The 26,919-nt window shown below is 51.4% G+C and carries 29 protein-coding genes; 18 read left to right on the plus strand and 11 right to left on the minus strand.

What is annotated here, in order from left to right; translation table 11 throughout:
- Genes rpoN through AC534G_RS02720 form a run of 7 tightly spaced genes read right to left on the minus strand, consistent with a single transcriptional unit; the run spans position 1 to position 5,866 of the window.
- The gene (gene rpoN / locus AC534G_RS02690) at positions 1 to 1,434 is read right to left on the minus strand and encodes an RNA polymerase factor sigma-54 (RefSeq protein ID WP_038634272.1); all 1,434 of its coding nucleotides are present in this window, start codon (positions 1,432 to 1,434) and stop codon (positions 1 to 3) included.
- A 46-nt stretch (positions 1,435 to 1,480) separates the two neighbouring features.
- Positions 1,481 to 2,206 carry an LPS export ABC transporter ATP-binding protein gene (gene lptB / locus AC534G_RS02695; RefSeq protein WP_003025073.1) on the minus strand — a complete coding sequence of 242 codons (726 nt, stop codon included), beginning with the start codon at positions 2,204 to 2,206 and terminating at the stop codon, positions 1,481 to 1,483.
- Positions 2,207 to 2,212: 6 nt separating this feature from the next.
- The gene (gene lptA, locus AC534G_RS02700; RefSeq protein ID WP_038634270.1) at positions 2,213 to 2,761 is read right to left on the minus strand and encodes a lipopolysaccharide ABC transporter substrate-binding protein LptA; all 549 of its coding nucleotides are present in this window, start codon (positions 2,759 to 2,761) and stop codon (positions 2,213 to 2,215) included.
- On the minus strand, positions 2,730 to 3,305 hold the full coding sequence (lptC, locus tag AC534G_RS02705) for an LPS export ABC transporter periplasmic protein LptC (protein ID WP_038634267.1): 576 nt from the start codon (positions 3,303 to 3,305) through the stop codon (positions 2,730 to 2,732). The genes lptA and lptC overlap by 32 nt, the downstream gene beginning before the upstream one ends.
- Entirely contained in the window at positions 3,302 to 3,868 is a 567-nt protein-coding gene (kdsC, locus tag AC534G_RS02710) for a 3-deoxy-manno-octulosonate-8-phosphatase KdsC (RefSeq protein WP_069324401.1), read from the minus strand. The genes lptC and kdsC overlap by 4 nt, the downstream gene beginning before the upstream one ends.
- A 20-nt stretch (positions 3,869 to 3,888) precedes the next feature.
- Positions 3,889 to 4,875 carry an arabinose-5-phosphate isomerase KdsD gene (gene kdsD, locus AC534G_RS02715; protein WP_038634261.1) on the minus strand — a complete coding sequence of 329 codons (987 nt, stop codon included), beginning with the start codon at positions 4,873 to 4,875 and terminating at the stop codon, positions 3,889 to 3,891.
- A gap of 13 nt (positions 4,876 to 4,888) precedes the next feature.
- A complete protein-coding gene (locus tag AC534G_RS02720) occupies positions 4,889 to 5,866 on the minus strand; it encodes a calcium/sodium antiporter (RefSeq protein WP_038634258.1) in 978 nt (325 codons plus the stop codon).
- Positions 5,867 to 6,081: 215 nt separating this feature from the next.
- Here AC534G_RS02720 and mlaF point away from each other — a divergent pair, with 215 nt between their 5' ends.
- The 7 genes from mlaF (at position 6,082) to murA (ending at position 10,930) form a co-directional block, all read left to right on the plus strand.
- Positions 6,082 to 6,894, plus strand: a complete 813-nt coding sequence (mlaF, locus tag AC534G_RS02725) for a phospholipid ABC transporter ATP-binding protein MlaF (protein ID WP_038634255.1) — start codon at positions 6,082 to 6,084, stop codon at positions 6,892 to 6,894.
- A 7-nt stretch (positions 6,895 to 6,901) separates the two neighbouring features.
- A complete protein-coding gene (gene mlaE, locus AC534G_RS02730; RefSeq protein WP_003025053.1) occupies positions 6,902 to 7,684 on the plus strand; it encodes a lipid asymmetry maintenance ABC transporter permease subunit MlaE in 783 nt (260 codons plus the stop codon).
- A 4-nt stretch (positions 7,685 to 7,688) separates the two neighbouring features.
- Positions 7,689 to 8,246, plus strand: a complete 558-nt coding sequence (gene mlaD / locus AC534G_RS02735) for an outer membrane lipid asymmetry maintenance protein MlaD (protein WP_038642894.1) — start codon at positions 7,689 to 7,691, stop codon at positions 8,244 to 8,246.
- Between the two features lie 18 nt (positions 8,247 to 8,264).
- Complete coding sequence (gene mlaC, locus AC534G_RS02740; RefSeq protein ID WP_038634253.1) at positions 8,265 to 8,900, plus strand: phospholipid-binding protein MlaC; 636 nt, start codon at positions 8,265 to 8,267, stop codon at positions 8,898 to 8,900.
- On the plus strand, positions 8,900 to 9,193 hold the full coding sequence (gene mlaB, locus AC534G_RS02745) for a lipid asymmetry maintenance protein MlaB (protein ID WP_038634251.1): 294 nt from the start codon (positions 8,900 to 8,902) through the stop codon (positions 9,191 to 9,193). The genes mlaC and mlaB overlap by 1 nt, the downstream gene beginning before the upstream one ends.
- Before the next feature lie 169 nt (positions 9,194 to 9,362).
- Positions 9,363 to 9,617, plus strand: coding sequence for a BolA family iron metabolism protein IbaG (gene ibaG, locus AC534G_RS02750; protein ID WP_032940719.1), 255 nt, complete (start codon positions 9,363 to 9,365; stop codon positions 9,615 to 9,617).
- Between the two features lie 53 nt (positions 9,618 to 9,670).
- The gene (gene murA, locus AC534G_RS02755) at positions 9,671 to 10,930 is read left to right on the plus strand and encodes a UDP-N-acetylglucosamine 1-carboxyvinyltransferase (protein WP_038634248.1); all 1,260 of its coding nucleotides are present in this window, start codon (positions 9,671 to 9,673) and stop codon (positions 10,928 to 10,930) included.
- 56 nt (positions 10,931 to 10,986) lie between these two features.
- Here the strand turns inward: murA and sfsB are convergent, their stop codons facing one another.
- On the minus strand, positions 10,987 to 11,271 hold the full coding sequence (gene sfsB, locus AC534G_RS02760) for a DNA-binding transcriptional regulator SfsB (RefSeq protein WP_038634246.1): 285 nt from the start codon (positions 11,269 to 11,271) through the stop codon (positions 10,987 to 10,989).
- 224 nt (positions 11,272 to 11,495) lie between these two features.
- Entirely contained in the window at positions 11,496 to 12,467 is a 972-nt protein-coding gene (gene ispB, locus AC534G_RS02765; protein ID WP_003025033.1) for an octaprenyl diphosphate synthase, read from the minus strand.
- A gap of 258 nt (positions 12,468 to 12,725) precedes the next feature.
- Here ispB and rplU point away from each other — a divergent pair, with 258 nt between their 5' ends.
- From rplU to opgB, 5 genes are all read left to right on the plus strand, one after another.
- On the plus strand, positions 12,726 to 13,037 hold the full coding sequence (gene rplU / locus AC534G_RS02770; RefSeq protein ID WP_003025032.1) for a 50S ribosomal protein L21: 312 nt from the start codon (positions 12,726 to 12,728) through the stop codon (positions 13,035 to 13,037).
- Positions 13,038 to 13,056: 19 nt separating this feature from the next.
- Positions 13,057 to 13,314 (plus strand): 50S ribosomal protein L27, encoded by a 258-nt coding sequence (gene rpmA / locus AC534G_RS02775; protein ID WP_003025030.1) that lies wholly within the window; start codon positions 13,057 to 13,059, stop codon positions 13,312 to 13,314.
- A gap of 127 nt (positions 13,315 to 13,441) precedes the next feature.
- Positions 13,442 to 14,407 carry a DMT family transporter gene (locus tag AC534G_RS02780; protein ID WP_006687874.1) on the plus strand — a complete coding sequence of 322 codons (966 nt, stop codon included), beginning with the start codon at positions 13,442 to 13,444 and terminating at the stop codon, positions 14,405 to 14,407.
- Positions 14,408 to 14,422: 15 nt separating this feature from the next.
- Positions 14,423 to 15,595 (plus strand): Obg family GTPase CgtA, encoded by a 1,173-nt coding sequence (gene cgtA / locus AC534G_RS02785; protein ID WP_038634240.1) that lies wholly within the window; start codon positions 14,423 to 14,425, stop codon positions 15,593 to 15,595.
- Positions 15,596 to 15,718: 123 nt separating this feature from the next.
- The gene (opgB, locus tag AC534G_RS02790) at positions 15,719 to 18,043 is read left to right on the plus strand and encodes a phosphatidylglycerol--membrane-oligosaccharide glycerophosphotransferase (RefSeq protein WP_110496734.1); all 2,325 of its coding nucleotides are present in this window, start codon (positions 15,719 to 15,721) and stop codon (positions 18,041 to 18,043) included.
- Between the two features lie 36 nt (positions 18,044 to 18,079).
- Here opgB and dacB read toward each other — a convergent pair whose 3' ends face one another.
- Positions 18,080 to 19,513: a serine-type D-Ala-D-Ala carboxypeptidase gene (gene dacB, locus AC534G_RS02795; protein ID WP_038634235.1), complete on the minus strand. Its 1,434-nt coding sequence runs from the start codon at positions 19,511 to 19,513 to the stop codon at positions 18,080 to 18,082.
- A gap of 248 nt (positions 19,514 to 19,761) precedes the next feature.
- Here dacB and greA point away from each other — a divergent pair, with 248 nt between their 5' ends.
- Positions 19,762 to 20,238 carry a transcription elongation factor GreA gene (gene greA / locus AC534G_RS02800; RefSeq protein ID WP_003025019.1) on the plus strand — a complete coding sequence of 159 codons (477 nt, stop codon included), beginning with the start codon at positions 19,762 to 19,764 and terminating at the stop codon, positions 20,236 to 20,238.
- A gap of 153 nt (positions 20,239 to 20,391) precedes the next feature.
- Here greA and yhbY read toward each other — a convergent pair whose 3' ends face one another.
- Positions 20,392 to 20,685, minus strand: coding sequence for a ribosome assembly RNA-binding protein YhbY (gene yhbY, locus AC534G_RS02805; RefSeq protein ID WP_003025016.1), 294 nt, complete (start codon positions 20,683 to 20,685; stop codon positions 20,392 to 20,394).
- Between the two features lie 125 nt (positions 20,686 to 20,810).
- Here yhbY and rlmE point away from each other — a divergent pair, with 125 nt between their 5' ends.
- The 5 genes from rlmE (at position 20,811) to AC534G_RS02830 (ending at position 26,914) form a co-directional block, all read left to right on the plus strand.
- Positions 20,811 to 21,440, plus strand: a complete 630-nt coding sequence (gene rlmE, locus AC534G_RS02810; protein ID WP_006687879.1) for a 23S rRNA (uridine(2552)-2'-O)-methyltransferase RlmE — start codon at positions 20,811 to 20,813, stop codon at positions 21,438 to 21,440.
- 99 nt (positions 21,441 to 21,539) lie between these two features.
- Positions 21,540 to 23,474, plus strand: a complete 1,935-nt coding sequence (gene ftsH, locus AC534G_RS02815; RefSeq protein ID WP_003025013.1) for an ATP-dependent zinc metalloprotease FtsH — start codon at positions 21,540 to 21,542, stop codon at positions 23,472 to 23,474.
- Between the two features lie 99 nt (positions 23,475 to 23,573).
- On the plus strand, positions 23,574 to 24,422 hold the full coding sequence (gene folP, locus AC534G_RS02820) for a dihydropteroate synthase (RefSeq protein WP_038634231.1): 849 nt from the start codon (positions 23,574 to 23,576) through the stop codon (positions 24,420 to 24,422).
- Complete coding sequence (glmM, locus tag AC534G_RS02825; protein WP_038634228.1) at positions 24,415 to 25,752, plus strand: phosphoglucosamine mutase; 1,338 nt, start codon at positions 24,415 to 24,417, stop codon at positions 25,750 to 25,752. The genes folP and glmM overlap by 8 nt, the downstream gene beginning before the upstream one ends.
- Before the next feature lie 445 nt (positions 25,753 to 26,197).
- Positions 26,198 to 26,914 carry a type IV pilus major pilin gene (locus AC534G_RS02830; RefSeq protein WP_077223913.1) on the plus strand — a complete coding sequence of 239 codons (717 nt, stop codon included), beginning with the start codon at positions 26,198 to 26,200 and terminating at the stop codon, positions 26,912 to 26,914.
- Positions 26,915 to 26,919 lie beyond the last annotated feature (5 nt).

Here is a 26,919-nt window from a genome sequence, read left to right on the forward strand (position 1 = left end):
TCACACCAGTTGTTTGCGCTGGTTAGACGGCGGAATGGATAAAGACTCTCGGTACTTCGCAACGGTGCGGCGTGCCACCATGATACCCTGATCCGACAGCATAGAGGTTAACTTGCTGTCACTCAGCGGTTTCGCGGGGTTTTCCGCAGCAATTAATTTCTTCACCAGTGCGCGGATAGCTGTGGATGAGGCTTCGCCCCCGCCTTCAGTGTTAACGTGACTGGAAAAGAAATACTTCAGTTCAAATATGCCGCGCGGACTGTGCAAATACTTTTGCGTGGTCACTCGGGAAATGGTCGATTCGTGCATCTCGACGGCCTGGGCGATATCCGCCAGCACCATCGGTTTCATAAATTCTTCGCCTTGCTCAAAGAAGGCCTGCTGCTGTTCAACGATACAGCGACTGACGCGCAGCAGCGTATCATTGCGGCTTTCCAGACTTTTAATCAGCCACTTCGCATCCTGCAAATTGCTACGAATAAACTGGCTGTCGGCATCGTTGCGCGCGCTATTGCACATCGCGGCGTAGTGCTGGTTAATCTGCAAGCGTGGAATGCTGTCGCCGTTGAGTTCGACCACCCAACGATCGTTATGCTTACGCACCAGCACATCCGGGATGACGTATTCCGGCTCGCCGGTTTGGATCGACTGTCCTGGGCGGGGATCGAGCGACTGGATGAGGTTGACGGCTTCTTTCAGCACGTCTTCTTTCAGTCGGGTTACGCGCATCAGCGAGCGAAAGTCATGGTTGGCTAACAGATCGAGGTGATCGCTGATGATCAGACGCGCTTCTTCCAGCCATGGCGTGGACTTATCAAATTGCGAGAGTTGGATCAGTAAGCAGTCACGCAGATCTTTGGCTGCCACGCCAACGGGATCAAAGCGCTGAACGCGTTTAAGCACGGCTTCGATTTCATCCATACCGACGTCGTCATCGCCCATGCTTTCGAGAATATCGTCCAGGGTCACGGTGAGATAACCGGTTTCGTCAACCGCATCAACAATTGATGTCGCAATGGCGCGATCGGTATCCGAGAACGGGGTCAGCTCCACTTGCCACATCAGGTAATCCTGCAGCGATTGCGTGGTCTCCCCCTGATAAACAGGCAGTTCGTCGTCAATGTAATCTCCGCTGGTGCCTGAAGGCGTACCGGCGGTGTAGATTTCATCCCAACTGGCGTCAAGCGGCAATTCCTCTGGCATCTCTTTTTGTTCGAGTGCATCTGCGGTATCGAGGGATTCGCTGTCCTGTTTTTCCTGGGTATCAATTTCGTCGTGAAGATCGGTTTGCTCGAGCAGTGGGTTACTTTCCAGCGCTTGCTGAAGTTCTTGCTGAAGTTCCAGCGTGGACAACTGCAACAGACGGATCGCCTGTTGTAGCTGAGGCGTCATCGCCAGTTGTTGGCTAAGCCTGAGTTGCAAACCTTGCTTCATGTTCAGAGTTGTTTTCTCCTGCGGTGACGTGAAGTCTTCTACCCTATCAGAGTCTGAAGTCTTCCCCAAGGTATACGCGCTTAACGTGCTCATCCTGCAGTATTTCTGTCGGCGTGCCGTGGGCGATCAGGTGTCCCTGGCTCACGATATAGGCGCGCTCACAAACTGCCAGCGTTTCGCGGACGTTATGGTCGGTAATCAACACCCCAAGCCCGCTGTCGCGCAGGTGTTCGATGATCCGTTTGATATCGATAACGGAAATCGGGTCAACACCGGCAAACGGTTCATCAAGCAGGATAAATTTCGGATTCGCGGCCAGCGCGCGGGCGATTTCCACACGGCGTCGTTCACCACCGGAGAGCGATTGGCCCATGCTGTCACGCAGATGTTCGATATGGAATTCTTCCATCAGCTCATTGGCGCGATCTTCCCGCTGCTCACTGGTGAGATCGTCACGAATTTGCAGTACCGCCATCAGGTTATCAAACACGCTCAGGCGACGGAAAATAGACGCTTCCTGCGGTAGGTAGCCGATGCCGCGACGCGCGCGCGCATGCAGTGGCAGCAGACTGATATCTTCGTCATCAATGATAATGTTGCCCGCATCGCGCGGGACAATGCCGACCACCATGTAAAATGTCGTTGTCTTGCCCGCACCGTTAGGACCAAGCAGACCGACGATCTCCCCGGAGTTGACGGTCAGACTGACATCTTCCACCACACGGCGGCCCTTATAGGCCTTTGCAAGGTTCTTTGCAGTTAATGTTGCCATAACGAATCAGTTACCTTTTTTCTCTGCCGGAGCCTTGTTTTTGTCCTGCAACTGCGACGGAACCAGAACGGTGGTGACGCGTTTGCCTTTATCGCTGAAGGCCTGCATTTTCTGCTCTTTCACCAGATAGGTGATCTTATCACCCGTGATGTTGCTATCGAGCTGTTCCAGGTAAGCCTTACCGGTAAGCACGACGAAGTCTTTCGCCAGTTCATAGTGCATGTGTGAGGCGCGGCCTTTCACTGGCTTACCGTTGTCCTGCATCTGGTAAAAGGTGGCGGGCTCACCGTAACCATCAATCACTTCTTTACCGTCTTCACCGCCCGGGCGGGTCACAACGACTTTATCGGCATTAATTTTGATGGTGCCCTGAGTCACAATCACGTTACCAGTAAACGTCACCACGTTGCCCTGCATATCCAGGGACTGCTGGTCCGACTCGATGTGAATCGGCTGCTCGGTATCGCCGGTGACGGCAAATGCCGGAATGCTGGCGGCCAGAAGTGAACTGGCAAGCACAAGATTAAGGCTGAGTTTGTTTATTTTGGATTTCATATGAGGTTCTAACCTTTTCAATCAGCTCGGCGTTCTTGTTGCGTAAGTTGCCGCGCATCTTCAGTCCGCTGGAGTTAAATGTTGTGCCATATAACGTGACAAGATCATCAGAAGTGACGTCTTGAGTCACCAGGTTAATCTGTGCGTTATCGGTCGTAATTCTGCGTAGTTGAGAGTCAGGCACCAGGGCGTTAACTTCAACATGGCCGTACAGATACAGCATTCGATCGTTGGTCAATTTGGCTTTATCGGCTTTGATTGACCAGGTCGGTACTTTATCTTTATCAAACGTGGTTAATACCGGTTGAGTAAACCACGAAACCGCTTGCTCCGAATAATATTCAACGTGTTGGGCGATCAAGTGATAGCTCAGCGCGCCTTCCGGACTATACACGACGGTATCGGTATGTTCGCTTTTATAGGTTGGCTCGTTGTTATTGACGGCGACCTGAGTGGCCTCGTCTTTGTCTGCCAGGTTAATACCAATCATCACAAGGACAGCCAGCGACAGTAGAATGATAACCCAACGTCTGGTTTTGCTCATATCGATTGCCCTTTGGCCTCGTCCAGTTTGCCCTGCGCCAGGAGTAATAAATCGCAGACTTCACGTACAGCGCCGCGTCCCCCATCGATACGGGTGACGTAGTCGGCGCGTGGAATCAGCAATGGATGGGCATCCGCCACCGCTACGCTTAATCCCACTTTTGCCATCACTGGCCAGTCGATCAGGTCATCGCCAACATAGGCCACATTTTCCGGCGCGATCGCCAGTTTTCCAAGCAGATCGTCAAAGGCGATCAGTTTGTCTGACTGCCCCTGATACAGATGCGTGATCCCCAATGTGGCACAGCGATCTTCTACAAGTTTAGCCTTTCGTCCGGTAATAATAGCAACCTCAATACCGGAAGTGAGCGCACAGCGAATTCCGTAGCCATCGCGGACGTTAAAAGCCTTCAGCTCTTCACCGTTGTTGCCCATATAAATCAGACCATCAGACAATACGCCATCCACATCCAGGATCAGCAAACGGATGTTCTCAGCCCGGGTGATAACGTCAGCGTTGACGGGTCCATAACAGGTCGCAAGCGACGCACCTGCTTTACTCATTTTCTTTATCCTTGAGTTTCTTACACTACACCTGCACGCAGCAGATCATGCATATGTAACACACCGAGTAACTGGTCGCCATCAGCAACCATTACCGAAGTGATATGGCGGGACTGCATTAAGTTCAGGGCATCAACGGCAAGAATGCCCGGACGCACGCGAATGCCTCCAGGGGTCATCACATCGGCAATGCCTAACTGGCGTACATCTACGCCCATATCAAAGACGCGACGTAAATCGCCATCCGTGAAAATACCGTCAATCTTCATTGCATCATCACAAATGACGGTCATGCCGAGATTTTTACGTGTGATCTCAAGTAAGGCGTCACGCAGGCTGGCGCTTTTATTAACATGCGGAATCTCATCACCCGTATGCATAATATCGTTAACACGCAGCAAAAGCTTACGGCCCAGTGCGCCACCCGGATGCGATAACGCAAAATCTTCCGCGGTGAAGCCGCGTGCTTTTAATAACGCCACGGCAAGGGCATCGCCCATCACCAGCGTTGCGGTGGTGCTGCTGGTCGGCGCCAGGCCTAACGGGCAAGCTTCCTTGGGCACTTTAACACACAGATGCACATCTGCCGCACGCGCCATGCTGCTTTCCGGACGGCCGGTCATGCAGATAAGCGGGACATGAAGACGTTTTAATACCGGGATTAACGCCGCTATCTCATTGGATTCGCCGGAGTTAGAGATGGCGATCACCACATCCTGCGGCGAGACCATGCCTAAATCGCCATGCGCGGCTTCGCCCGGATGCACGAAAAATGAGGGGGTGCCGGTGCTGGCAAAAGTGGCCGCCATCTTCCGCCCAATATGTCCGGATTTCCCCATCCCCATCACCACGACTTTGCCCGGGCAACTGAATATTTTTTCACAGGCGAGGGTAAAGTTTTGATTAATGTACTGATCAAGCTCCGCCAGGCCTTCACGTTCAATTGCCAGGACTTCCTTGCCTGCTTGCTGAAAGTCAAAACCCGGTTGCAACTCTAAGTGCGACATAATGCGTTTCCAGTTATCCAACGAGAAGTGGCGATAACCAATACAGCATCGCCAGCCATATGATAAAACCGCCGGTCAGCAGCGCACCCGCGCCGCGACCAATCTGGCGCGGACGTCGCCAGCAGAGTAGTGCAAAAATCACGCTCACCAGCAGCATGACGCTATAGTCACGGGTGAAGGCCATCGGATTGACTTCACCCGGCGTAATTAGCGCCGGTAACCCGAGGACGATAACAATATTAAAAATGTTCGCGCCGATGATGTTGCCAACGGCAATATCGTTTTCGCCTTTACGCAGACCCGCAATGGCCGTTGCCAGCTCTGGCAAACTGGTGCCAATAGCGACTACCGTCAGCCCGATGGTGAGTTCGCTCATGGCGAAATAGTTCGCCAGTACGGTGGCGTTATCCACCACCATCCGTGTTGCCATTGGCATAATAATCAACGCAATGCCCAACCACAAAAATGCGACCGGCAATCCGCCTTCGCGTGGAAGTTCCGCTATCTGCTCTCGGGTCAGCGTGTCATTGCCTTGTCGCTCAGCCAGACGGGCGATTTTAACAATGAATAGCAGCCATAGCACGGCCAGAAGCAGGAGAAAGAAACCGTCACTACGACTCAACTGTCCGTCATACAACACGGATGCGGCTAAAATACTCACCAGCAACATTAGCGGTAATTCACGACGCAGAACATCAGAATGCACGGTAAAAGGATGAATCAGCGCCGACAGACCTAAAATAAGCAGAATGTTGGTAATGTTAGATCCGATAGCGGTACCCACGGCCAGATCGAGTTGCCCATTTATTGATGCCGCCACAGAGACAATGATCTCGGGTAACGACGTCCCTACGCTGACAACGGTCATCCCAATAATAATGGGGGGGATACCGAAATTTCGACATAAAATGGATGCGGCAAATACCAGACGGTCGGCACCGTAGACCACCAGAAGTAAACCAATTATTAACAGCGCCGTCGCTAAAAGCATCTAAAGTCCTTTCTTCAGGTATACTCGCCGGTCCACTTGAAGGATCTTCTGGAAGCCGTAACGAAGTCTTAATTTTGACTTTATGCGGCTAAAAAGTAAAACAAATGCCAGCTTTCGCTAACCAGGACAGGCAATAATCTGTAAATATGTTGGGTTCAGGGCTAAATTGAGCGCCAAACTCTTCGATCAACGAGGCAATAGTAAAGGATGAATCAATGGGTCAGTCTGTGGCGAATCTAGTCGATATGCGCGATGTCAGCTTTTCCCGAGGCGATCGCTGCATCTTTGATAATATTTCCCTGACGGTGCCGCGTGGTAAGGTGACGGCGATCATGGGGCCATCAGGCATCGGCAAAACGACGCTATTGCGTCTGATTGGCGGACAGATACCCCCAGATAAGGGCGAGATCCTGTTCGACGGCGAGAACGTTCCGGCCATGTCCCGTTCGCGCTTATTTACCGTGCGTAAACGCATGAGTATGTTGTTTCAGTCCGGCGCGCTGTTTACCGACATGAACGTGTTTGACAACGTCGCGTATCCGCTACGCGAGCATACGACGTTGCCTGCAGCGTTGCTGAAAAGCACGGTGATGATGAAGCTTGAAGCCGTTGGTCTGCGGGGCGCGGCAAAGTTAATGCCTTCTGAATTATCCGGTGGGATGGCACGGCGTGCTGCGTTAGCACGCGCCATCGCGCTGGAGCCTGACCTCATTATGTTTGACGAACCGTTCGTCGGCCAGGATCCCATTACCATGGGGGTGCTGGTAAAACTGATTTCGGAACTGAACAGTGCGCTGGGCGTCACCTGCGTGGTGGTGTCCCATGATGTGCCTGAGGTGCTGAGTATTGCAGATTACGCCTATATTATGGCGGACAAAAAAATAGTGGCCTACGGTAGTGCTCAGGCTCTGCAAGAAAACGCCGACCCGCGCGTACGTCAGTTCCTTGACGGTATTGCTGATGGGCCGGTTCCGTTCCGTTATCCGGCGGGCGACTACCACATCGATTTACTCAAAACAGGGAGTTAAGCCACCCATGTTGTTAAATGCGCTGGCATCACTCGGACATCGAGGGATTAAAACCCTCAGGACGTTCGGGCGAGCCGGATTAATGTTGTTCAATGCGGTTGTCGGCAAGCCAGAGTTTCGCAAACATGCGCCACTGCTGATACGCCAGCTCTATAATGTCGGTGTCTTATCGATGCTGATCATTATTGTTTCTGGTGTGTTCATCGGTATGGTGCTGGGGTTGCAGGGATACCTGGTTCTGACGACCTACAGTGCGGAAACCAGCCTTGGCATGCTGGTGGCGCTGTCATTGTTACGTGAGCTGGGGCCGGTTGTTGCGGCGCTACTGTTTGCCGGGCGCGCCGGATCGGCCTTAACCGCAGAGATTGGCCTGATGCGGGCGACCGAGCAACTCTCCAGTCTGGAAATGATGGCCGTCGATCCGCTGCGTCGGGTGATCTCTCCGCGTTTTTGGGCCGGTGTCATTTCATTGCCGCTGTTGACGATTATTTTTGTCGCGGTGGGGATCTGGGGCGGTTCGCTGGTTGGAGTAAGCTGGAAAGGTATTGATGCAGGCTTTTTCTGGTCGGCGATGCAAAATGCCGTCGACTGGCGTCTGGATCTGGTCAACTGTCTGATTAAGAGCGTGGTGTTCGCCATAACGGTCACCTGGATTGCATTGTTCAATGGTTATGATGCGATTCCGACCTCAGCCGGCATTAGCCGGGCAACGACACGCACCGTTGTGCACGCCTCTCTCGCCGTTCTGGGGCTGGATTTTGTGCTCACCGCACTGATGTTTGGGAATTGAGTTCATGCAAACGAAAAAAAATGAAATTTGGGTCGGGTTATTTCTGCTGATTGCGCTGCTGGCTGCGCTGTTTGTCTGCCTGAAGGCAGCGAATGTTACCTCAATGCGTACTGAGCCGACTTACACGATTTATGCGACCTTTGATAATATTGGCGGCCTGAAAGAACGCTCTCCGGTGCGGATTGGCGGGGTGGTGGTTGGACGCGTATCGGATATCTCGCTGGATCCGAAAACGTACCTACCGCGCGTGACCTTGGAAATCGAATCGCGTTTTAACCATATTCCTGACACCAGCTCCCTGAGCATCCGTACTTCCGGCCTGCTGGGAGAACAGTATCTGGCATTGAACGTCGGTTTTGAAGATCCTGAGCTGGGAACGTCTATCCTCAAAGATGGCGGTACGATTCAGGACACGAAATCCGCGATGGTGCTGGAAGACATGATTGGTCAGTTCCTTTACAACAGCAACAGTAAAGGTGATGACAATAAGAATTCTGGCGATGCGCCAGCCGCAACTGAAGGCAATAATGAAGCCACTACGCCTGCGGGCGCAACGAAATAATCTCAGGAGAATCGACGTATGTTTAAACGATTGATGATGGTGGCTATGCTGATCATTGCCCCCCTTAGCGCGGCAACCGCGGCGGATCAGACTAACCCGTACAAGTTGATGAATGAGGCGGCGCAGAAGACCTTTGACCGCCTGAAGAACGAGCAACCTAAAATCCGCGCCAACCCGGATTACCTGCGCGATGTTGTCGATCAGGAATTGTTGCCATACGTACAGGTTAAATATGCTGGTGCGCTGGTCCTGGGCCGCTACTACAAAGAAGCGACCCCGGCACAACGTGACGCCTATTTCGCCGCCTTTCGTGAATATCTGAAGCAGGCTTACGGTCAGGCGCTGGCAATGTATCACGGTCAGACCTATCAGATTGCCCCTGAGCAGCCGCTGGGTGATGCGACCATCGTGCCTATCCGCGTGACCATTATCGATCCGAATGGCCGTCCTCCGGTTCGTCTGGATTTCCAGTGGCGTAAAAACTCGCAAACCGGTAACTGGCAGGCGTATGACATGATCGCCGAAGGCGTCAGCATGATCACCACCAAACAGAATGAGTGGAGCGACCTGCTGCGTACCAAAGGCATCGATGGCCTGACAGCACAGCTGAAATCTATTTCTCAGCAGAAAATTACCCTGGAAGAGAAAAAATAATGACCCAGTCACTCACCTGGAAGCGTGAAGGTGACAAGCTGGTGCTGGCGGGAGAGCTGGATCAAGACGTGTTAAATCCATTATGGGATGCGCGAGTTGAGGCGATGCAAGGGGTAACCTGCATCGACCTGAACCAGGTTTCCCGGGTGGATACCGGTGGTCTGGCGTTACTGCTGCACTTGATTGATCAGGGCAAGCAGCAGGGGAACAGCGTTTCGCTCGCTGGTGTTAACGATAAAGTTTACACGCTGGCGCAGCTTTACAATCTGCCTGACGATGTCCTTCCGCGTTAATTTTTTCAGGCTGGATAAGGCCTTGTGCCTTCATCCAGCATCCCCATCATAAGGGATCTGCCATCAAAGCCTTGTCTGATTTATCAGCGAGGCTTTTTGCTTATTTATGACAGCGCCACTTTGCTCTAAGATGTTGGGCTGTTTTCACTATCTGACGAATGAAGAGCCCATGGAAAATAATGAAATTCAGAGCGTGCTGATGAATGCGCTCTCCCTCCAGGAAGTCCACGTTTCTGGCGACGGCAGTCACTTTCAGGTTATTGCCGTGGGTGAGATGTTTGAAGGCATGAGCCGGGTCAAGAAGCAGCAATCAGTCTATGGCCCGTTGATGGAGTACATTGCGGACAACCGCATTCATGCTTTGTCGATTAAAGCGTTTACCCCAGCGGAATGGGCGCGCGATCGCAAACTTAATGGTTTTTGAGCTACGGGTGATGTGCCGGTAGCGAAGATAAATTCTTAACAGAGAACAGAATAATGGATAAATTTCGTGTTCAGGGGCCAACGAAGCTCCAGGGCGAAGTCACAATTTCAGGCGCTAAAAACGCCGCACTGCCGATCCTGTTTGCGGCGCTGCTGGCGGAAGAACCTGTAGAGATCCAAAACGTCCCGAAACTGAAGGACGTTGACACTTCCATGAAGCTACTGAGCCAGTTGGGTGCGAAAGTTGAGCGTAATGGTTCCGTGCACATTGATGCGCGTGACGTTAACGTCTTCTGTGCACCGTATGATCTGGTGAAAACCATGCGTGCGTCTATCTGGGCGCTCGGACCGTTGGTTGCTCGCTTTGGCCAGGGGCAGGTTTCACTGCCGGGCGGTTGCACCATCGGCGCGCGTCCGGTTGACCTGCACATTACCGGTCTGGAGCAGTTAGGCGCGACGATCAAGCTGGAAGAAGGCTATGTGAAGGCGTCCGTTGATGGCCGTCTGAAAGGCGCGCATATCGTCATGGATAAAGTGAGCGTCGGCGCGACGGTCACTATTATGTGTGCAGCAACACTTGCTGAAGGCACCACCATCATTGAAAACGCCGCACGCGAGCCGGAGATCGTCGATACCGCTAATTTCCTGATTGCGCTGGGTGCGAAGATCAGCGGCCAGGGTACCGATCGCATTACCATCGAAGGTGTTGAACGTCTCGGCGGTGGTGTTTATCGCGTTCTGCCAGACCGTATTGAAACCGGCACTTTCCTGGTTGCAGCAGCGATTTCTCGCGGCAAAATTATCTGCCGCAATGCGCAACCTGACACGCTGGATGCCGTCCTGGCGAAGCTGCGTGATGCGGGGGCGGATATCGAAGTCGGCGAGGACTGGATAAGCCTCGACATGCACGGCAAGCGTCCGAAGGCGGTCAATGTACGTACTGCGCCGCACCCGGCGTTCCCGACTGATATGCAGGCCCAGTTCACGCTGCTGAACCTGGTGGCAGAAGGGACAGGCTTCATCACGGAAACCGTGTTTGAGAACCGCTTCATGCACGTGCCTGAGCTGAGCCGTATGGGCGCTCACGCGGAAATCGAAAGCAACACTGTGATTTGCCACGGTGTGGAAACGCTCTCCGGCGCGCAAGTGATGGCGACCGATCTGCGTGCGTCAGCAAGCCTGGTGTTGGCGGGTTGTATTGCTGAAGGTACGACGGTGGTCGACCGTATTTATCACATCGATCGCGGCTATGAGCGCATCGAAGATAAACTGCGTGCGCTGGGCGCAAACATTGAGCGCGTGAAAGGCGAGTAATCGTCAACGCCTCTGGTAACCCCCTGGTCTTTGGGCCGGGGGTTACTGCTTAATGTTCATTCAGGATTCTTTTTCCCTCTCGGTCCCCTCATCATTCGTGTTCTGTCGATGAATTCATGCGTTTTGGCATCGTGGTAGCGCGACGGCCAGATCACCCAAGGGTCGGTTCCCAGCGCCCGGGCAATAATCAACTCTCCTTTCGGCCATGGCCGCGTTAACGCGTTCGCCAGCGTTGATGAACTCAAGCCATTTTTACGTGACTCAGCGGCCATTGAGGTGCCTTTTTTGCGCAGTCCGGCGATGATGTCGGCCGTATGCCAGTCAATCAGCTTGCTTTCCATAAATTCATCCCTCCTTTGGTTAATGACTTACGGTTTCACGTTCGGTTGTGGCGACACTATAACGCTCCGAGAACAAATGTTCTAAAATGTTCGTGTAAGGTGTGAGTATATTCAGATTATGCCAATATCTGGCGTAATAATCCGGAAAGCTGAAAGGATTTATTGGAGTTTATAAGAGCATCCCGTGCTAGGCACGGGATGATGAGTGGCTGGGGGGAAGGTAATTAGCGGTCGCGCTGTACGGCGATATGCGCCAGACCAATCAGCGCTTCTCGCCATGGCGTATCAGGCAGCACCTGCAACGCGGCGATGGCTTTATCGGCCTCTTCTTCCGCACGTTGTCGGGTCCACTCCAGAGAGCCACAGGCGTTCATCGCTTCCAGAACCGGCTCCAGAAGGTGACGACCGTTACCTTGTTCAATGGCCTGGCGGATCATCTGCGCCTGCTCCGGGGTGCCGTGGCGCATGGCATGCAGCAGCGGTAGCGTCGGCTTACCTTCGTTAAGGTCATCACCGACGTTTTTACCTAACTGCTCGCCATCTGCGCTGTAATCCAGTAAATCGTCAATTAACTGGAACGCAGTCCCAAGATAACGGCCATAATCCTGCAACCCTTTCTCTTGTTCTTCGCTGCAGCCAGCCAGAATACCCGAGCATTGGGCTGCGGCTTCAAACAAACGCGCCGTCTTGCTGTAGATGACGCGCATATAGTTTTCTTCGGTGATGTCCGGGTCGTTGACGTTCATCAACTGCAGAACTTCACCTTCTGCGATGACGTTAACCGCTTTCGACATGACTTCCAGTACTTTCAGCGAGCCGAGGCTGGTCATCATCTGAAATGCGCGGGTATAGATAAAATCGCCGACCAGCACGCTGGCCGCATTACCAAACGCCGCATTTGCTGTGGCTTTCCCGCGGCGCATGTCGGACTCATCCACAACATCGTCATGCAGGAGGGTCGCAGTGTGGATAAACTCGATGAGGGCTGCAATCGTAACGTGCGCATTTTCCTGGTAACCAACGGCACGTGCTGCAAGTACGGCGATCATTGGGCGAATGCGTTTTCCGCCGCCGCTCACGATGTAGTACCCTAACTGATTGATCAACTGGACGTCGGAATTGAGCTGTTCAAGGATTGTCGCATTGACCCCCGCCATATCTTGCGCGGTTAACTCATTGATTTTTTCTAAATTCATCGCAAAAGCCGGGCTTCTCGCCCCGATTACCTCACCGTATGGCAAGGTAACGTCGGGTTCAGGTTTATAAATATATGCTGATTGTACTGAAAAAACGCCGTAGATAAACGTTACCGTACGTGTTGTGTTTTTTTTCTTCATGTATTGACGGTAGCACTTGTCAAAGGCTCGCGTTTTGCGTAATATTCGCGCCCTATTGTGAATATTTATAGCGCACTCTGAATCATCAAAAAGGTGTGCGCGGAAGCGGAGTTTTTTATGTACGCGGTTTTCCAAAGTGGTGGTAAACAACACCGAGTAAGCGAAGGTCAGACCGTTCGCCTGGAAAAGCTGGACATCGCAACTGGCGAATCTGTTGAATTCGCTGAAGTTCTGATGATCGCAAACGGTGAAGAAGTCAAAATCGGCGTTCCTTTCGTTGATGGCGGCGTTATCAAAGCTGAAGTTGTTGCTCATGGTCGTGGCGAGAAAGTTAAAATCGTTAAGTTTCGTCGTCGTAAACACTACCGTAAGCAGCAGGGCCATCGTCAGTGGTTCACTGATGTGAAAATCACTGGCATCAGCGCTTAAGTTAAGGGGAGCAGATTAAATGGCACATAAAAAGGCTGGCGGCTCGACTCGTAACGGTCGCGATTCAGAAGCTAAACGTCTGGGCGTAAAACGCTTCGGCGGTGAAACAGTTCTGGCTGGTAGCATCATCGTTCGTCAACGTGGTACTAAATTCCACGCTGGCTCCAACGTTGGTTGCGGCAAAGACCACACTCTGTTTGCTAAAGCAGACGGTAAAGTGAAATTTGAAGTGAAAGGCCCGAAAAACCGTAAATTCATCAGCATCGTTGCTGAATAAGTTTTTCGCGTCCCGGTAACGGATAAAAGCCCCGCAACACGTTGCGGGGCTTTTTACATTCGACGGCCGGTAAATATGCTCGTCGCGCCGTGATAAACCGGAAACGAGCCCTTGCAGGGAATACGGCATGAAGCAGCAGGCAGGCATTGGTATTCTGTTAGCACTCACGACTGCAATATGTTGGGGCGCTTTGCCAATAGCAATGAAGCAAGTGCTGGAGGTGATGGAGCCTCCTACCGTGGTGTTCTACCGTTTTTTAATGGCAAGTATTGGCCTTGGCGCTATCCTTGCGGTTAAAAAAAAGCTCCCCCCATTGCGCATTTTTCGCAAAGCGCGTTGGTTGGTGCTGTTGGCAATAGCCACCGGTGGGCTGTTCGGTAACTTCATACTGTTTAGTTCATCTTTGCAATACTTGAGCCCAACGGCCTCGCAGGTTATCGGTCAGCTGTCACCCGTTGGCATGATGATCGCCAGCGTCTTTATCCTGAAAGAAAAGATGCGCGGCACGCAGGTGATTGGCGCCATTATGCTTCTGAGCGGCCTGGTTCTGTTTTTTAATACCAGTCTGATCGAAATTTTTACCCGACTCACCGATTACACCTGGGGCGTTATCTTTGGTGTCGGTGCGGCGATGGTCTGGGTGAGCTATGGGGTCGCGCAAAAGGTGTTATTGCGCCGTCTGGCGTCACCGCAGATCCTGTTTTTACTGTACACTTTATGTACGATCGCGTTGTTGCCGCTGGCTAAACCCGGTGTCATCACGCAGCTCAGCGACTGGCAGCTGGCCTGCCTGGTATTCTGCGGCCTGAATACGCTGGTAGGATACGGCGCTCTCGCGGAAGCGATGGCGCGCTGGCAGGCGGCGCAGGTAAGCGCCATTATTACGCTTACGCCGCTGTTTACGTTGTTATTTTCAGATTTATTATCACTGGCCTGGCCCGATTTCTTCGCCAGACCGATGCTAAACCTTTTAGGTTATCTCGGTGCGTTTATCGTGGTTGCGGGCGCGATGTATTCCGCCATTGGTCATCGAATTTGGGGCGGTTTACGTAAGCATGAAACGGTGGTTTCGCAACCCCGCTCAGGCGAATGATTTACGGAGAGTAAAATGAAGTTTGTTGATGAAGCATCGATTCTGGTCGTTGCAGGTGATGGCGGTAATGGTTGCGTGAGCTTCCGCCGTGAAAAATATATTCCAAAAGGCGGCCCGGACGGCGGTGATGGCGGTGATGGCGGCGACGTATGGATGGAAGCCGACGAAAACCTGAACACGCTGATCGATTACCGTTTTGAAAAATCTTTCCGTGCGGAACGTGGTCAGAATGGCGCGAGCCGCGATTGCACAGGTAAACGCGGTAAAGACGTTACGATTAAAGTGCCTGTCGGTACGCGCGTTATCGATCAGGGCACCGGCGAAACCATGGGCGACATGACCAAGCATGGTCAGCGTCTGATGGTCGCTAAAGGCGGCTGGCACGGCCTGGGTAACACCCGTTTCAAATCCTCGGTCAACCGTACTCCGCGTCAGAAAACGATGGGGACACCGGGCGATAAGCGCGATCTGTTGCTGGAGCTGATGCTGCTGGCGGATGTAGGTATGTTGGGTATGCCAAATGCCGGTAAATCAACCTTTATCCGTGCGGTATCCGCGGCGAAGCCGAAAGTTGCCGATTATCCGTTCACCACCCTGGTACCAAGCCTGGGTGTGGTGCGTATGGACAACGAAAAGAGCTTCGTAGTGGCCGACATTCCGGGGCTGATTGAAGGCGCGGCTGAAGGCGCGGGTCTGGGGATTCGCTTCCTGAAACACCTGGAACGTTGCCGCGTGCTGCTGCACCTCATCGATATCGATCCAATTGATGGCTCCGATCCGGTAGAAAACGCCCGTATCATTATTGGCGAACTGGAAAAATACAGTCAGGATCTGGCGTCTAAACCGCGCTGGTTAGTGTTCAACAAAATTGATTTGCTGGACAAGGCTGAAGCGGAAGAGAAAGCGAAAGCGATCGCTGAAGCGCTGGGCTGGGAAGGTAAATATTACCTGATCTCCGCCGCCAGTCAGTTGGGCGTGAAGGATCTGTGCTGGGATGTGATGACCTTTATCATCGAGAACCCGATTGTTCAGGCTGAAGAAGCGAAACAGCCAGAGAAAGTTGAGTTCATGTGGGATGATTATCACCGCCAGCAGCTCGCTGAAGTCGAAGACGAAGCGGAAGATGACTGGGATGACGACTGGGACGAAGACGACGAAGAAGGCGTTGAGTTCATCTATAAGCGTTGATTTTGAGGGCTGGTTTACCAGCCCTTTTATTTATATATTCTGAAAAAAATATTAATGATGTTCCCGCATTAAACGACCAATTATAATTCCTCCTCATTTAGCGTGCATGTATGAGACGAGGTAATGCAATACTCATTTGTAGCAATTATTATATCACTGGCATCAATGATTTTGGCCGCCCTGATTTATAAAAGTAAAGGCTATAGGGCAATCTATTACGCCTTTCTTATTTTACTTGCTCAGTGCATTTCTTTATTTTTAAGCCTGTTTTGGTTAGGCTGTTATTACTTTACGGGCGAAGGGGTTAATGACGCTGTTATTTATACTTTGACCCGCTCGCTTTATGGCGCGGATTTTAAAGATTACGTCGCGCCTTTTGTCGTTGCTGTCTTGCTGATTGGACTGCTACTCTTTCTGAGCTGGCGATTCATGCAAGGTAAAAATGTTCAAAAAGAGAGAAAACATTACGCTTCGATAACCGCCGTATTACTGACATTTTTTGCTGTTGGCATCTCTCCGGCATTATTACAATTCACTAATTATAGCAAGCCGCCAGCAGAAGTAGATGGCTCCGATTTTTCGCGCTACTATATTACGCCAGATACCAGGATAAATAATCCAAAATATAATCTGGTATATATTTATGCAGAAAGCCTGGAAAGAACCTACTTTGATAAAGACACATTTCCTCAGTTGCTGCCTGATTTAACGGCGCTGAAACAAGATGGCCTGGATTTTAGCGGTACAGAACAGTATCCGGCGACGGATTTTACAATAGCAGGGATCGTGGCATCGCAGTGTGGTCTTCCGCTGTTTGCACCGACCGATTTAAGTGGCAAGAAAGCAAGTCTGGGCTTCTTTTCCTCTTCAGTCTGCCTTGGGGATATTTTGAAAAATTCAGGTTATGAAACCTGGTTTATGCAGGGCGCTGATTTACGTTTCGCCGATAAGGATGTGTTTTTTAAAACGCACGGCATTGACCATGCCTGGGGACTGGCGGAGTCTGGCCTGGAGAAGGATTTTTCCGCCCAGAATGCCTGGGGGCTATATGATGATATGCTGCTGGAAAAGGTCTGGCGCAAGTTTCAGCATTTGTCCCGGCAAAAAACGCCTTTTGCGTTATTCACGTTGACGCTGGACACCCATCCCCCTGAAGGTTATATCCCCACGAGCTGTCCTGTCAGCTATAAAAAAAATGGTAGCGAAGTCGATGCGTTAACCTCTGTGCTTTGTAGCCAGAGGGAAATCGCTAAATTCATTAGACGGATACAGGCTTCGCCCTGGGCCAGTAATACGATTATTGTTCTCTCATCCGATCATCTGGTAATGCAAAATATGACGGCTGCTGTGGATTATTTAAATAAAATGCCTCGCCGCAATTTATTTGTGGTTTTCAGAAATGGCGTGACGCCGAAAGTTATCGCCGATAAGCGAAGCACGTTAGATAATGGGGCAACGGTGCTTGAGCTGATGGGGGGTGGTAATGCAATAGGCTTAGGGAGAAGTTCATTAAGTCAGCCTTCCCTGGCAGCGGTTTTTGACGACTTTAAAAATAAGTTGTTAGCCTGGGGGCCTGCTATCCGCTCCCGTTGGGGAATTCCCGAGTCCATTAAAAATTTTACCGTTGATACCAGAAGAAAGTTGCTGCGTTTTGATAGTTTTGAATACCCTATTCCCGCCTTACTGGAAGTATCTCCGGGACGAGTCTGGCCGGTTGTCGATGACGGGAATGACGTGGGAATGTCTTTAAGGAATACCCTGGGATTTCTGCCTGAAGGCCATAAATTTATCTGGATAGATCAATGCCTGAGCATTGGCCCCGTATGGCAACCGGATTCTGCCGTCACGACTGGGTGGTGTGTTGCCTCTGGGAAAGCCGGTAGCGAGACTCACATCGAGAAAATAACGGCTGAAGATTATTCAGGCGGGATGAGTGAATTTCCGGGCAAAACGAATCATGAACGCTTTCAGCGTATCCAGGCGCGGTTATTACTTTCCGCAAAGGATGTCCGCTATCAGTCCGATCGCATACTGTTTGCGGCGGAAGGACTGCCTGCATTTGTGAAATCAATAACAGGAGTGGGGCATCCAGAATACTGGGGACGGTGGTCAGATGCGAACCTGTCACCCGCGGTGGCTATCACCTATAACCAACCACTGCCCGCGAAATTTGACGTTGAGATCAAGGCAAAAGCCTTTGGCAAAAATATTGGTGCACCGATTCCCGTTTCCATCGGTTCCTGTACCCACTATCTCACCCTGCACGCAGAGGCGGAAACGGTGATATTACATATGACGAATCCTGACAGACTCGATACGCTAACGATTGTCCCCTCTTATCCGGAGTTGAGTAACGAGGGAAATTATATCGGTTTTCCTAAATCCGCTCCGCCAAGGAAGCTGGGGATTGGGTTAACCGAGTTGCGGATAATCCCGGTAAACGATTAGAAACGACGAGGGAGCGTTACCGCTCCCTGCATCCGCTTAGTTAGACTGATAAATATCCTTGTACAACCGACTCTCGAAGCGTACCAGCGGAATACGCCGATTACGTTGGTCAGCCGGCTCTACCGCATAACCCGACAGATACTGCACAAACGCCATGCGCTGACCGCTTGCCGTGGTGATGAAGCCTGCGAGGTTGTAGACGCCCTGTAGTGAGCCTGTCTTCGCCGATACTTTGCCATCCACGCCAGCCTGATGCAGGCCCGCACGGTATTGCAGGGAGCCGTCATGGCCCGCCAGCGGTAGCATAGTTATAAAGTTCAGCTCGTTATCGTGCTGAGCGATATATTGCAGCACCTGCATCATGGTCGCCGGGGAAATCAGGTTATGGCGGGAGAGACCAGAACCGTCGGCAATAATGGTGTTGCCAATATCGATGCCCGCCTGCTGACGCAAAATTTGGCGTACGGCATCGGAACCTGCCCGCCAGGTGCCCGGGACGTTAAATCGTGCATGGCCAATCATGCGGAAAACGGTATCGGCAATCATGTTGTCCGATTTTTTCAGCATAATCTTAAGCAGGTCATGCAGCGGCGCTGACTGCTTGCTGGCAACCACGGTCCCCGGCTCGTTGACCTGCGTCTGGCGCAGCAGCGTGCCGCTGTAAGTGATACCCGCTTGTTTTAGCTCATCTTTGATAATCGCCCCGGCATAGCTGGCGCCATCCTGAATGGCGAACGCCAGCGGCAGCGGGTCGGCGCGTTGAGGTAGGCATCCGGTCAGCGTGAAGCGGTTGAGATCGCCTGGAACCACGTCCAGTTCACAATATTGCGCTTCGGCAGAGCCACGCGCGAGGGTTCGCACCTGGCTGAACATGGTGACCGGGTAGTAGGATGCTACGCGAATAAATGCCAGATCGTTCGGTTTTTGCGCGCTGTAGAGCGAAATCGAGAAACAGTTGCGATCGACAATGGCTGCGGCAGGCGGGGCGCTAAAACATTGCGTCATGTCGTTCCAGGGCCAACCGGGGGCTTTATCATGACTGGCGAAGATAGAGGTGTCGATCAGAACATTTCCGGCAATTTGCGTCACACCAGATTTTTTCAGGGTCGCTACCATATTGCGAATATCCTGGCGTTTTAGCGTCGGATCGGCGCCAAATCGCGCCACTAAGTCACCTTTCAAAACGCCGCCTTCCACGTTGCCTTTCGTCTCAAGCGTGGTGGTAAAACGGAAATCAGGCCCGAGCTGAATCAACGCCGCCAGCGCGGTGATCACTTTCTGGGTACTGGCGGGGAGCGCCATCTGCTGGCTATGAAAATCAATAGCGGGTGCAGATGCGCCAACCTTCTGTACCATAAGGGCGAGGTTGGCCCCGGCAGGAAGCTGGTTGATGTATTCGTCGACATTCGCAGCCTGAACGCTGAACGCTATACTGGCAGTCAATCCAATGGTAAATCTGGGAAATCGCATAATCTCGCGCTAACAACCTGGAAACAGGCCGTCATACTACGGCGCAACGCCCCAAAAAGTAAACGATGACCCATAGGGAACTCCAGGGTAAAATGATCATCAAATAGAGAATTGTAGCTGACCTGGGACCTTGAGCCCCGGGTCGGTATTTTTTTGCTTCTGACTCTGGCATGGCGTATGCCAGGGTGGGCTTAGCAGCCGGGGTGAGAACCATCGGCCCCTACAGGAATGTTCAAGAGGTATAACAAATGCAAGCTATCCCGATGACCTTACGTGGTGCTGAAAAACTGCGCGAAGAGCTGGATTTTCTGAAATCTGTGCGCCGTCCTGAAATTATCGCCGCTATCGCGGAAGCGCGTGAGCACGGTGACCTGAAAGAGAACGCGGAGTATCACGCGGCTCGCGAACAGCAAGGATTCTGCGAAGGACGCATTAAAGATATCGAAGCTAAACTGTCCAATGCGCAGGTGATTGACGTCACTAAAATGCCGAACAATGGTCGTGTTGTTTTCGGCGCGACGGTTACCGTTCTGAATCTCGATAATGACGAAGAGCAGACCTGGCGTATTGTCGGCGATGATGAAGCTGATTTTAAACAGAACCTGATTTCAGTGAACTCGCCTATTGCTCGTGGCCTGATTGGCAAAGAGCAGGATGACGTCGTCGTTATCAAAACGCCGGGCGGTGAAGTTGAATATGAAGTAACGAAGGTCGAATACCTGTAATTCGCATCTTGGTTAAGATGTTGATACATTGTAAAGAAAGGAAAAAGGCCGCATAGCGGCCTTTTATCAACGAAGAGAGCGTGGCATTTTGCTCTCCTGCTAGCGGAGAACCCCGCGTTTTACACAAACTTCGTGTGCGACTTTGGGATATTCTTAGCGTGGCAGCGAGATTTTACGTTCTTTAGTCGGGCGATACAGTACCAGCGTTTTGCCGATGACCTGTACATTGCAGGCGCCGGTTTCGCGTACGATAGCTTCCACGATCAAGGTTTTGGTATCGCGATCTTCCGAGGCGATTTTCACCTTGATAAGTTCATGGTGCTCTAACGCTTGTTCAATCTCGGCCAGTACCCCTTCGGTCAAACCATTATTGCCAAGCATAACTACCGGCTTGAGCGGATGTGCCAGACCTTTCAGGTGCTGTTTTTGTTTAGTACTCAGATTCATCGTATATTTTTGCTTACGTTGGGATTGAAAACGGGTCATTCTACCGCCATCTCCCATATATCACCAAATAGCTGTGTAGAAATTTACACCATTGGTTACGATGAACTGCCCTTTGGGAATGTGAAATGACAGGTAAAAAGCGTTCTGCCAGCTCGAGTCGCTGGCTTCAGGAACACTTTAGCGATAAATATGTTCAACAGGCGCAGAAAAAGGGGTTACGTTCCCGTGCCTGGTTTAAACTTGATGAAATACAGCAAAGTGACAAAATTTTTAAACCGGGGATGACGATTGTTGATCTCGGCGCTGCACCGGGTGGCTGGTCGCAATATGCGGTTACGCAGATCGGCAACAGCGGCCGCATTATCGCTTGCGATCTTTTACCTATGGATCCAATCGTTGGTGTGGACTTCCTTCAGGGCGACTTTCGTGATGAATTAGTCCTGCAAGCGTTACTTGAACGCGTAGGTGACAGTAAAGTACAAGTTGTCATGTCTGATATGGCACCAAATATGTGTGGAACACCGGCGGTGGATATTCCCCGGGCCATGTATCTGGTAGAGCTGGCGCTTGGAATGGCTCGAGATGTTTTAGCGCCAGGTGGTAGTTTTGTAGTGAAGGTGTTCCAGGGCGAAGGCTTCGATGAGTATCTAAGAGAGATTCGCTCCCTGTTTACGAAGGTCAAAGTTCGTAAGCCGGACTCTTCTCGCGCCCGTTCGCGTGAAGTGTATATTGTAGCGACCGGGCGTAAACCATAACCGGTAGATTTCAAACGAAAGTTTGAAAGAAACTGGATATAGAGTATCCTGACGCTGTTTTTAACACAGTTGTAATATGAGGTTAATCCCTTGAGTGACATGGCGAAAAACCTAATTCTCTGGCTGGTCATTGCCGTTGTGCTGATGTCAGTATTCCAGAGCTTTGGGCCCAGCGAGTCTAATGGCCGTAAGGTTGATTACTCTACCTTCCTGCAAGAGGTCAATCAGGACCAGGTTCGTGAAGCGAAGATCAACGGACGTGAGATTAACGTTACCAAGAAAGATAGTAACCGTTACACGACCTACATTCCGGTTAACGATCCGAAGCTGCTTGATAACCTGCTGACCAAAAACGTCAAGGTTGTCGGCGAACCGCCTGAAGAGCCGAGCCTGCTGGCTTCTATCTTCATTTCCTGGTTCCCAATGCTGCTGCTGATTGGTGTCTGGATCTTCTTCATGCGTCAAATGCAGGGCGGTGGTGGCAAAGGCGCCATGTCGTTCGGTAAGAGCAAAGCGCGCATGCTGACGGAAGATCAGATCAAAACCACGTTTGCTGACGTTGCGGGTTGTGACGAAGCGAAGGAAGAGGTTGCTGAGCTGGTTGAATACCTGCGCGAACCGAGCCGTTTCCAGAAGCTGGGCGGTAAAATCCCGAAAGGCGTCCTGATGGTCGGTCCTCCGGGTACCGGTAAAACCCTGCTGGCGAAAGCTATCGCCGGTGAAGCGAAGGTTCCATTCTTTACAATTTCCGGTTCTGATTTCGTGGAAATGTTCGTGGGTGTGGGTGCATCTCGTGTGCGTGACATGTTCGAACAGGCCAAAAAAGCGGCACCGTGCATCATCTTCATCGATGAAATCGACGCAGTAGGCCGTCAGCGTGGCGCTGGTCTGGGCGGTGGTCACGATGAACGTGAGCAGACCCTGAACCAGATGCTGGTTGAGATGGACGGCTTCGAAGGTAACGAAGGTATTATCGTTATCGCGGCAACTAACCGTCCGGACGTTCTTGACCCTGCGCTGCTGCGTCCAGGCCGTTTCGACCGTCAGGTTGTGGTTGGTCTGCCGGACGTTCGTGGTCGTGAACAGATCCTGAAAGTGCATATGCGTCGCGTACCGCTGTCTCCGGATATCGATGCGGCAATCATTGCACGTGGTACGCCGGGCTTCTCCGGTGCTGACCTCGCGAACCTGGTGAACGAAGCGGCGCTGTTTGCTGCTCGCGGCAACAAGCGCGTCGTGTCGATGGTTGAGTTCGAGAAAGCGAAAGACAAAATCATGATGGGTGCGGAACGTCGCTCCATGGTGATGACGGAAGCGCAGAAAGAATCTACCGCGTATCACGAAGCTGGCCACGCGATTATCGGTCGCCTGGTACCGGAACACGATCCAGTACACAAAGTAACGATTATCCCGCGCGGTCGTGCGCTGGGTGTGACCTTCTTCCTGCCTGAAGGCGACGCAATTAGCGCCAGCCGTCAGAAGCTGGAAAGCCAGATCTCCACGCTGTACGGCGGTCGTCTGGCGGAAGAGATCATCTACGGTGCTGAACATGTTTCTACCGGTGCGTCGAACGACATCAAAGTCGCGACTAACCTGGCGCGTAACATGGTTACTCAGTGGGGCTTCTCCGATAAACTCGGTCCGCTGCTGTACGCTGAAGAAGAAGGCGAAGTGTTCCTGGGACGTTCTGTTGCGAAAGCTAAACATATGTCCGATGAAACGGCTCGCATTATCGATCAGGAAGTTAAGCTGCTGATTGAGCGTAACTATGACCGTGCGCGTCGTCTGTTGAACGAAAACATGGACATTCTGCACTCGATGAAAGATGCGCTCATGAAATATGAGACCATCGATGCGCCGCAGATTGATGATCTGATGGCTCGCCGCGACGTGCGCCCGCCAGCGGGTTGGGAAGAACCGGGTTCTTCTAACAACAACTCTGGCAGCACCGGCAAGCCGAGCGCGCCGCGTCCGGTTGATGAACCGCGTGCGCCGGACTCTGGCACCATGTCAGAGCAACTGGGCGACAAATAAGTTATCGTTGATGATGACCGTGTTTTAATTGAAAACCCTGGGGCTTGCTCCGGGGTTTTTCTTATCTGCATACTCAAGATTTTTACCAGGGATAAAACTATGAAACTCTTTGCTCAGGGTTCTTCACTGGATCTCAGCCATCCTCACGTCATGGGGATTTTAAACGTTACGCCAGATTCTTTTTCCGATGGCGGGGCGCACAACTCTCTGGTTGAGGCGGTAAAACACGCAAATCTGATGATTAACGCTGGGGCGACTATCATTGATGTGGGGGGGGAGTCCACGCGTCCTGGCGCTGCTGATGTGAGCGTGGAAGAAGAGCTGCAGCGAGTGATCCCTGTGGTGGAGGCGATTGCTCAACGTTTTGAAGTATGGATTTCCGTCGATACCTCGAAACCCGAAGTGATTCGCGAATGCGCGCGGGTCGGCGCACATATCATCAATGACATTCGTTCACTCTCGGAGCCCGGGGCGCTGGAAGCCGCCGCGGAAACCGGACTGCCGGTTTGTTTGATGCATATGCAGGGGCAACCGAAAACTATGCAGGAAGCGCCAAAGTATGAGGATGTGTTCGCTGAGGTAAATCGTTACTTTGTTGAGCAAATAGCACGTTGTGAACGAGCCGGAATCACAAAAGATAAATTGTTGCTCGACCCGGGATTCGGATTCGGTAAAAATCTCACCCACAACTACACATTACTGGCACGCCTGGCTGAGTTTCATCATTTTGAGCTGCCGCTGCTGGTTGGAATGTCACGAAAATCAATGGTTGGTCAACTGCTGAATGTGGGGCCATCCGAACGCCTGAACGGTAGTCTTGCGTGCGCGGTGATTGCCGCAATGCAGGGGGCGCAGATCGTTCGTGTCCATGACGTCAAAGAAACCGTAGAAGCGATGCGTGTGGTGGAAGCCACATTGTCTGCAAAGGAAAACAAACGCTATGAGTAATCGTAAATATTTTGGCACTGATGGGATCCGTGGCCGCGTAGGCGACTCCCCAATTACCCCTGACTTTGTGCTGAAACTGGGGTGGGCGGCAGGAAAAGTGCTGGCACGTCATGGTTCACGAAAAATTATCATCGGTAAAGATACGCGTATTTCTGGCTATATGCTGGAGTCTGCGCTGGAAGCGGGCCTGGCTGCCGCAGGTCTTTCTGCCTCTTTCACTGGCCCAATGCCAACACCTGCCGTTGCTTATCTGACGCGTGCTTTCCGTGCTGAAGCAGGGATTGTTATCTCCGCTTCACACAACCCGTACTATGACAACGGGATCAAATTTTTCTCTATCGACGGCACCAAACTGCCGGATGCGGTTGAAGAAGCCATAGAAGCCGAGATGGAAAAAGCGATCACCTGTGTGGACTCGGCTGAGCTGGGTAAAGCCACCCGCATTGTCGATGCCGCCGGTCGCTATATCGAGTTTTGCAAAGGTACCTTCCCGAATGAACTGAGCCTGAGCGAGCTTAAAATTGTGGTGGATTGCGCTAACGGTGCGACGTATCACATTGCGCCAAACGTACTGCGTGAGCTCGGCGCAAATGTTATTGCCATTGGTTGTGAGCCAAACGGCGTTAACATCAATGAAGAAGTCGGCGCTACCGACGTCCGCGCCCTGCAGGCGCGCGTGATCGCGGAAAAAGCCGATCTGGGTATCGCGTTGGACGGCGACGGCGACCGCGTGATCATGGTCGACCACGAAGGCAATAAGGTCGACGGTGACCAAATCATGTATATCATCGCCCGTGAAGCGCTGCGTCAGGGACAACTGCGCGGTGGCGCGGTAGGCACGCTGATGAGCAACATGGGCCTTGAGCTGGCGTTGAAACAGCTGGGTATTCCGTTTGCCCGTGCGAAAGTCGGTGACCGCTATGTCCTGGAAAAAATGCAGGAAAAAGGCTGGAGTATCGGCGCGGAAAACTCAGGCCATGTGATCCTGCTGGATAAAACCACCACCGGTGACGGTATCGTGGCGGGTCTGCAAGTGTTGACTGCGATGGTGCGCAATCATATGAGTTTGCACGACCTGTGCAGCGGCATGAAAATGTTCCCGCAGCTGCTGGTTAACGTACGTTACACCGCAGGTAGCGGCGATCCGCTGGAAAATGACAATGTGAAAGCGGTGATGGCAGACGTTGAAGCAGCGCTGGGTAATCGTGGACGCGTCCTGCTGCGTAAGTCTGGCACTGAACCATTAATTCGTGTGATGGTTGAAGGTGAAGACGAGGCGCAGGTATCTGAGTTCGCCCATCGTATTGCAGATGCAGTGAAAGCGGTTTAATACATAGCTATAGGGGTTAGTTTAACCTCTATTAAAGAACGTTATAATTTGTTATCAGACGCCCGGTTAATTTAACCGGGCATTTTTTTTCATTCTCATGCCAGAGTAACAGGAATGACAGTATTATCGGTATTGTTTTATCGATAAGGGCTTAATAAATAAGGAAGAAGAGAAATTTATCAAGATTGACATTTAATTATTGAAAATATTCCGCATTTCATGTAAAAGTACAACTATAAAGTACGTTTTGTTTTATTGATTTAACTAATTCATAATAATTATACTTTCCTATAAATATTATAAAAATAATGTATGGAATGTGTTTGCTGAATATAAATGTATTCTTAGTTTTTTTTCGTTCTGTTGCATTCTTATTTTTCCATATTAATAATATTCGAACAGGTGGCTAAGCCTGAATTTAACGGAATTAATAAGGGTGTATAACATGAGTACAATGGTTTTAAACATAAAAGGGAATGTGACCAAAAAGGTCTCTAAATTAAAAGAGATGAAGAAACAGCGTGGTGTTACGCTGTTGGAAATAATTATTGTCTTAGGGATTATCGGTGTTATTGCCGCTGGTGTGGTTATTTTAGCCCAGCGGGCTTTTACGGCTCAGGACTTGTCTGCTGTACAGGATGATTTGACCAGTGTACGTACTGCAATGAATGAAGCTTATAAAGATCAGGCTCAATATCCGGCGCAAAGCGATTCTATTAAAGGTTTGTCTAAATCCGATATCAACGATACTTCTGTATCCAATGACTCACCAATCGCCACGCTGGTGCGTATGGGTAAAATCTCTGCTGATGAAGCGTTTAACGGCTTCTCTAACGATGCGTTCCAGATGGATAACGCGTTAACGGATAGCTCAAGTTCTCAGAAAAAAGGCTTTGTTGTGGTGGTCAATGGTCTGGCGTCAGAAGAGTGTCGTAACCTGATTTCCCAGATGGGTAATCAGTGGGACTATGTTGAAGCGCTCAACTCCGGTGCCGCTGCCGGGTCTGAACCGTCTATTTCTGGCCGGGACTTCAGTGTAAGTAAAAGTGGCGCGATTCTTAAGACGCTGACCTCTGGTGACATTGCGCCTGCTGATATTGTTGCTGATGGCGTCTGTGACGGCCAGGGTTCCATTAACGCTGTTATCTTCGGTAGTAAATAATACTC

It is taken from the genome of Citrobacter sp. CRE-46 (assembly GCF_059615875.1).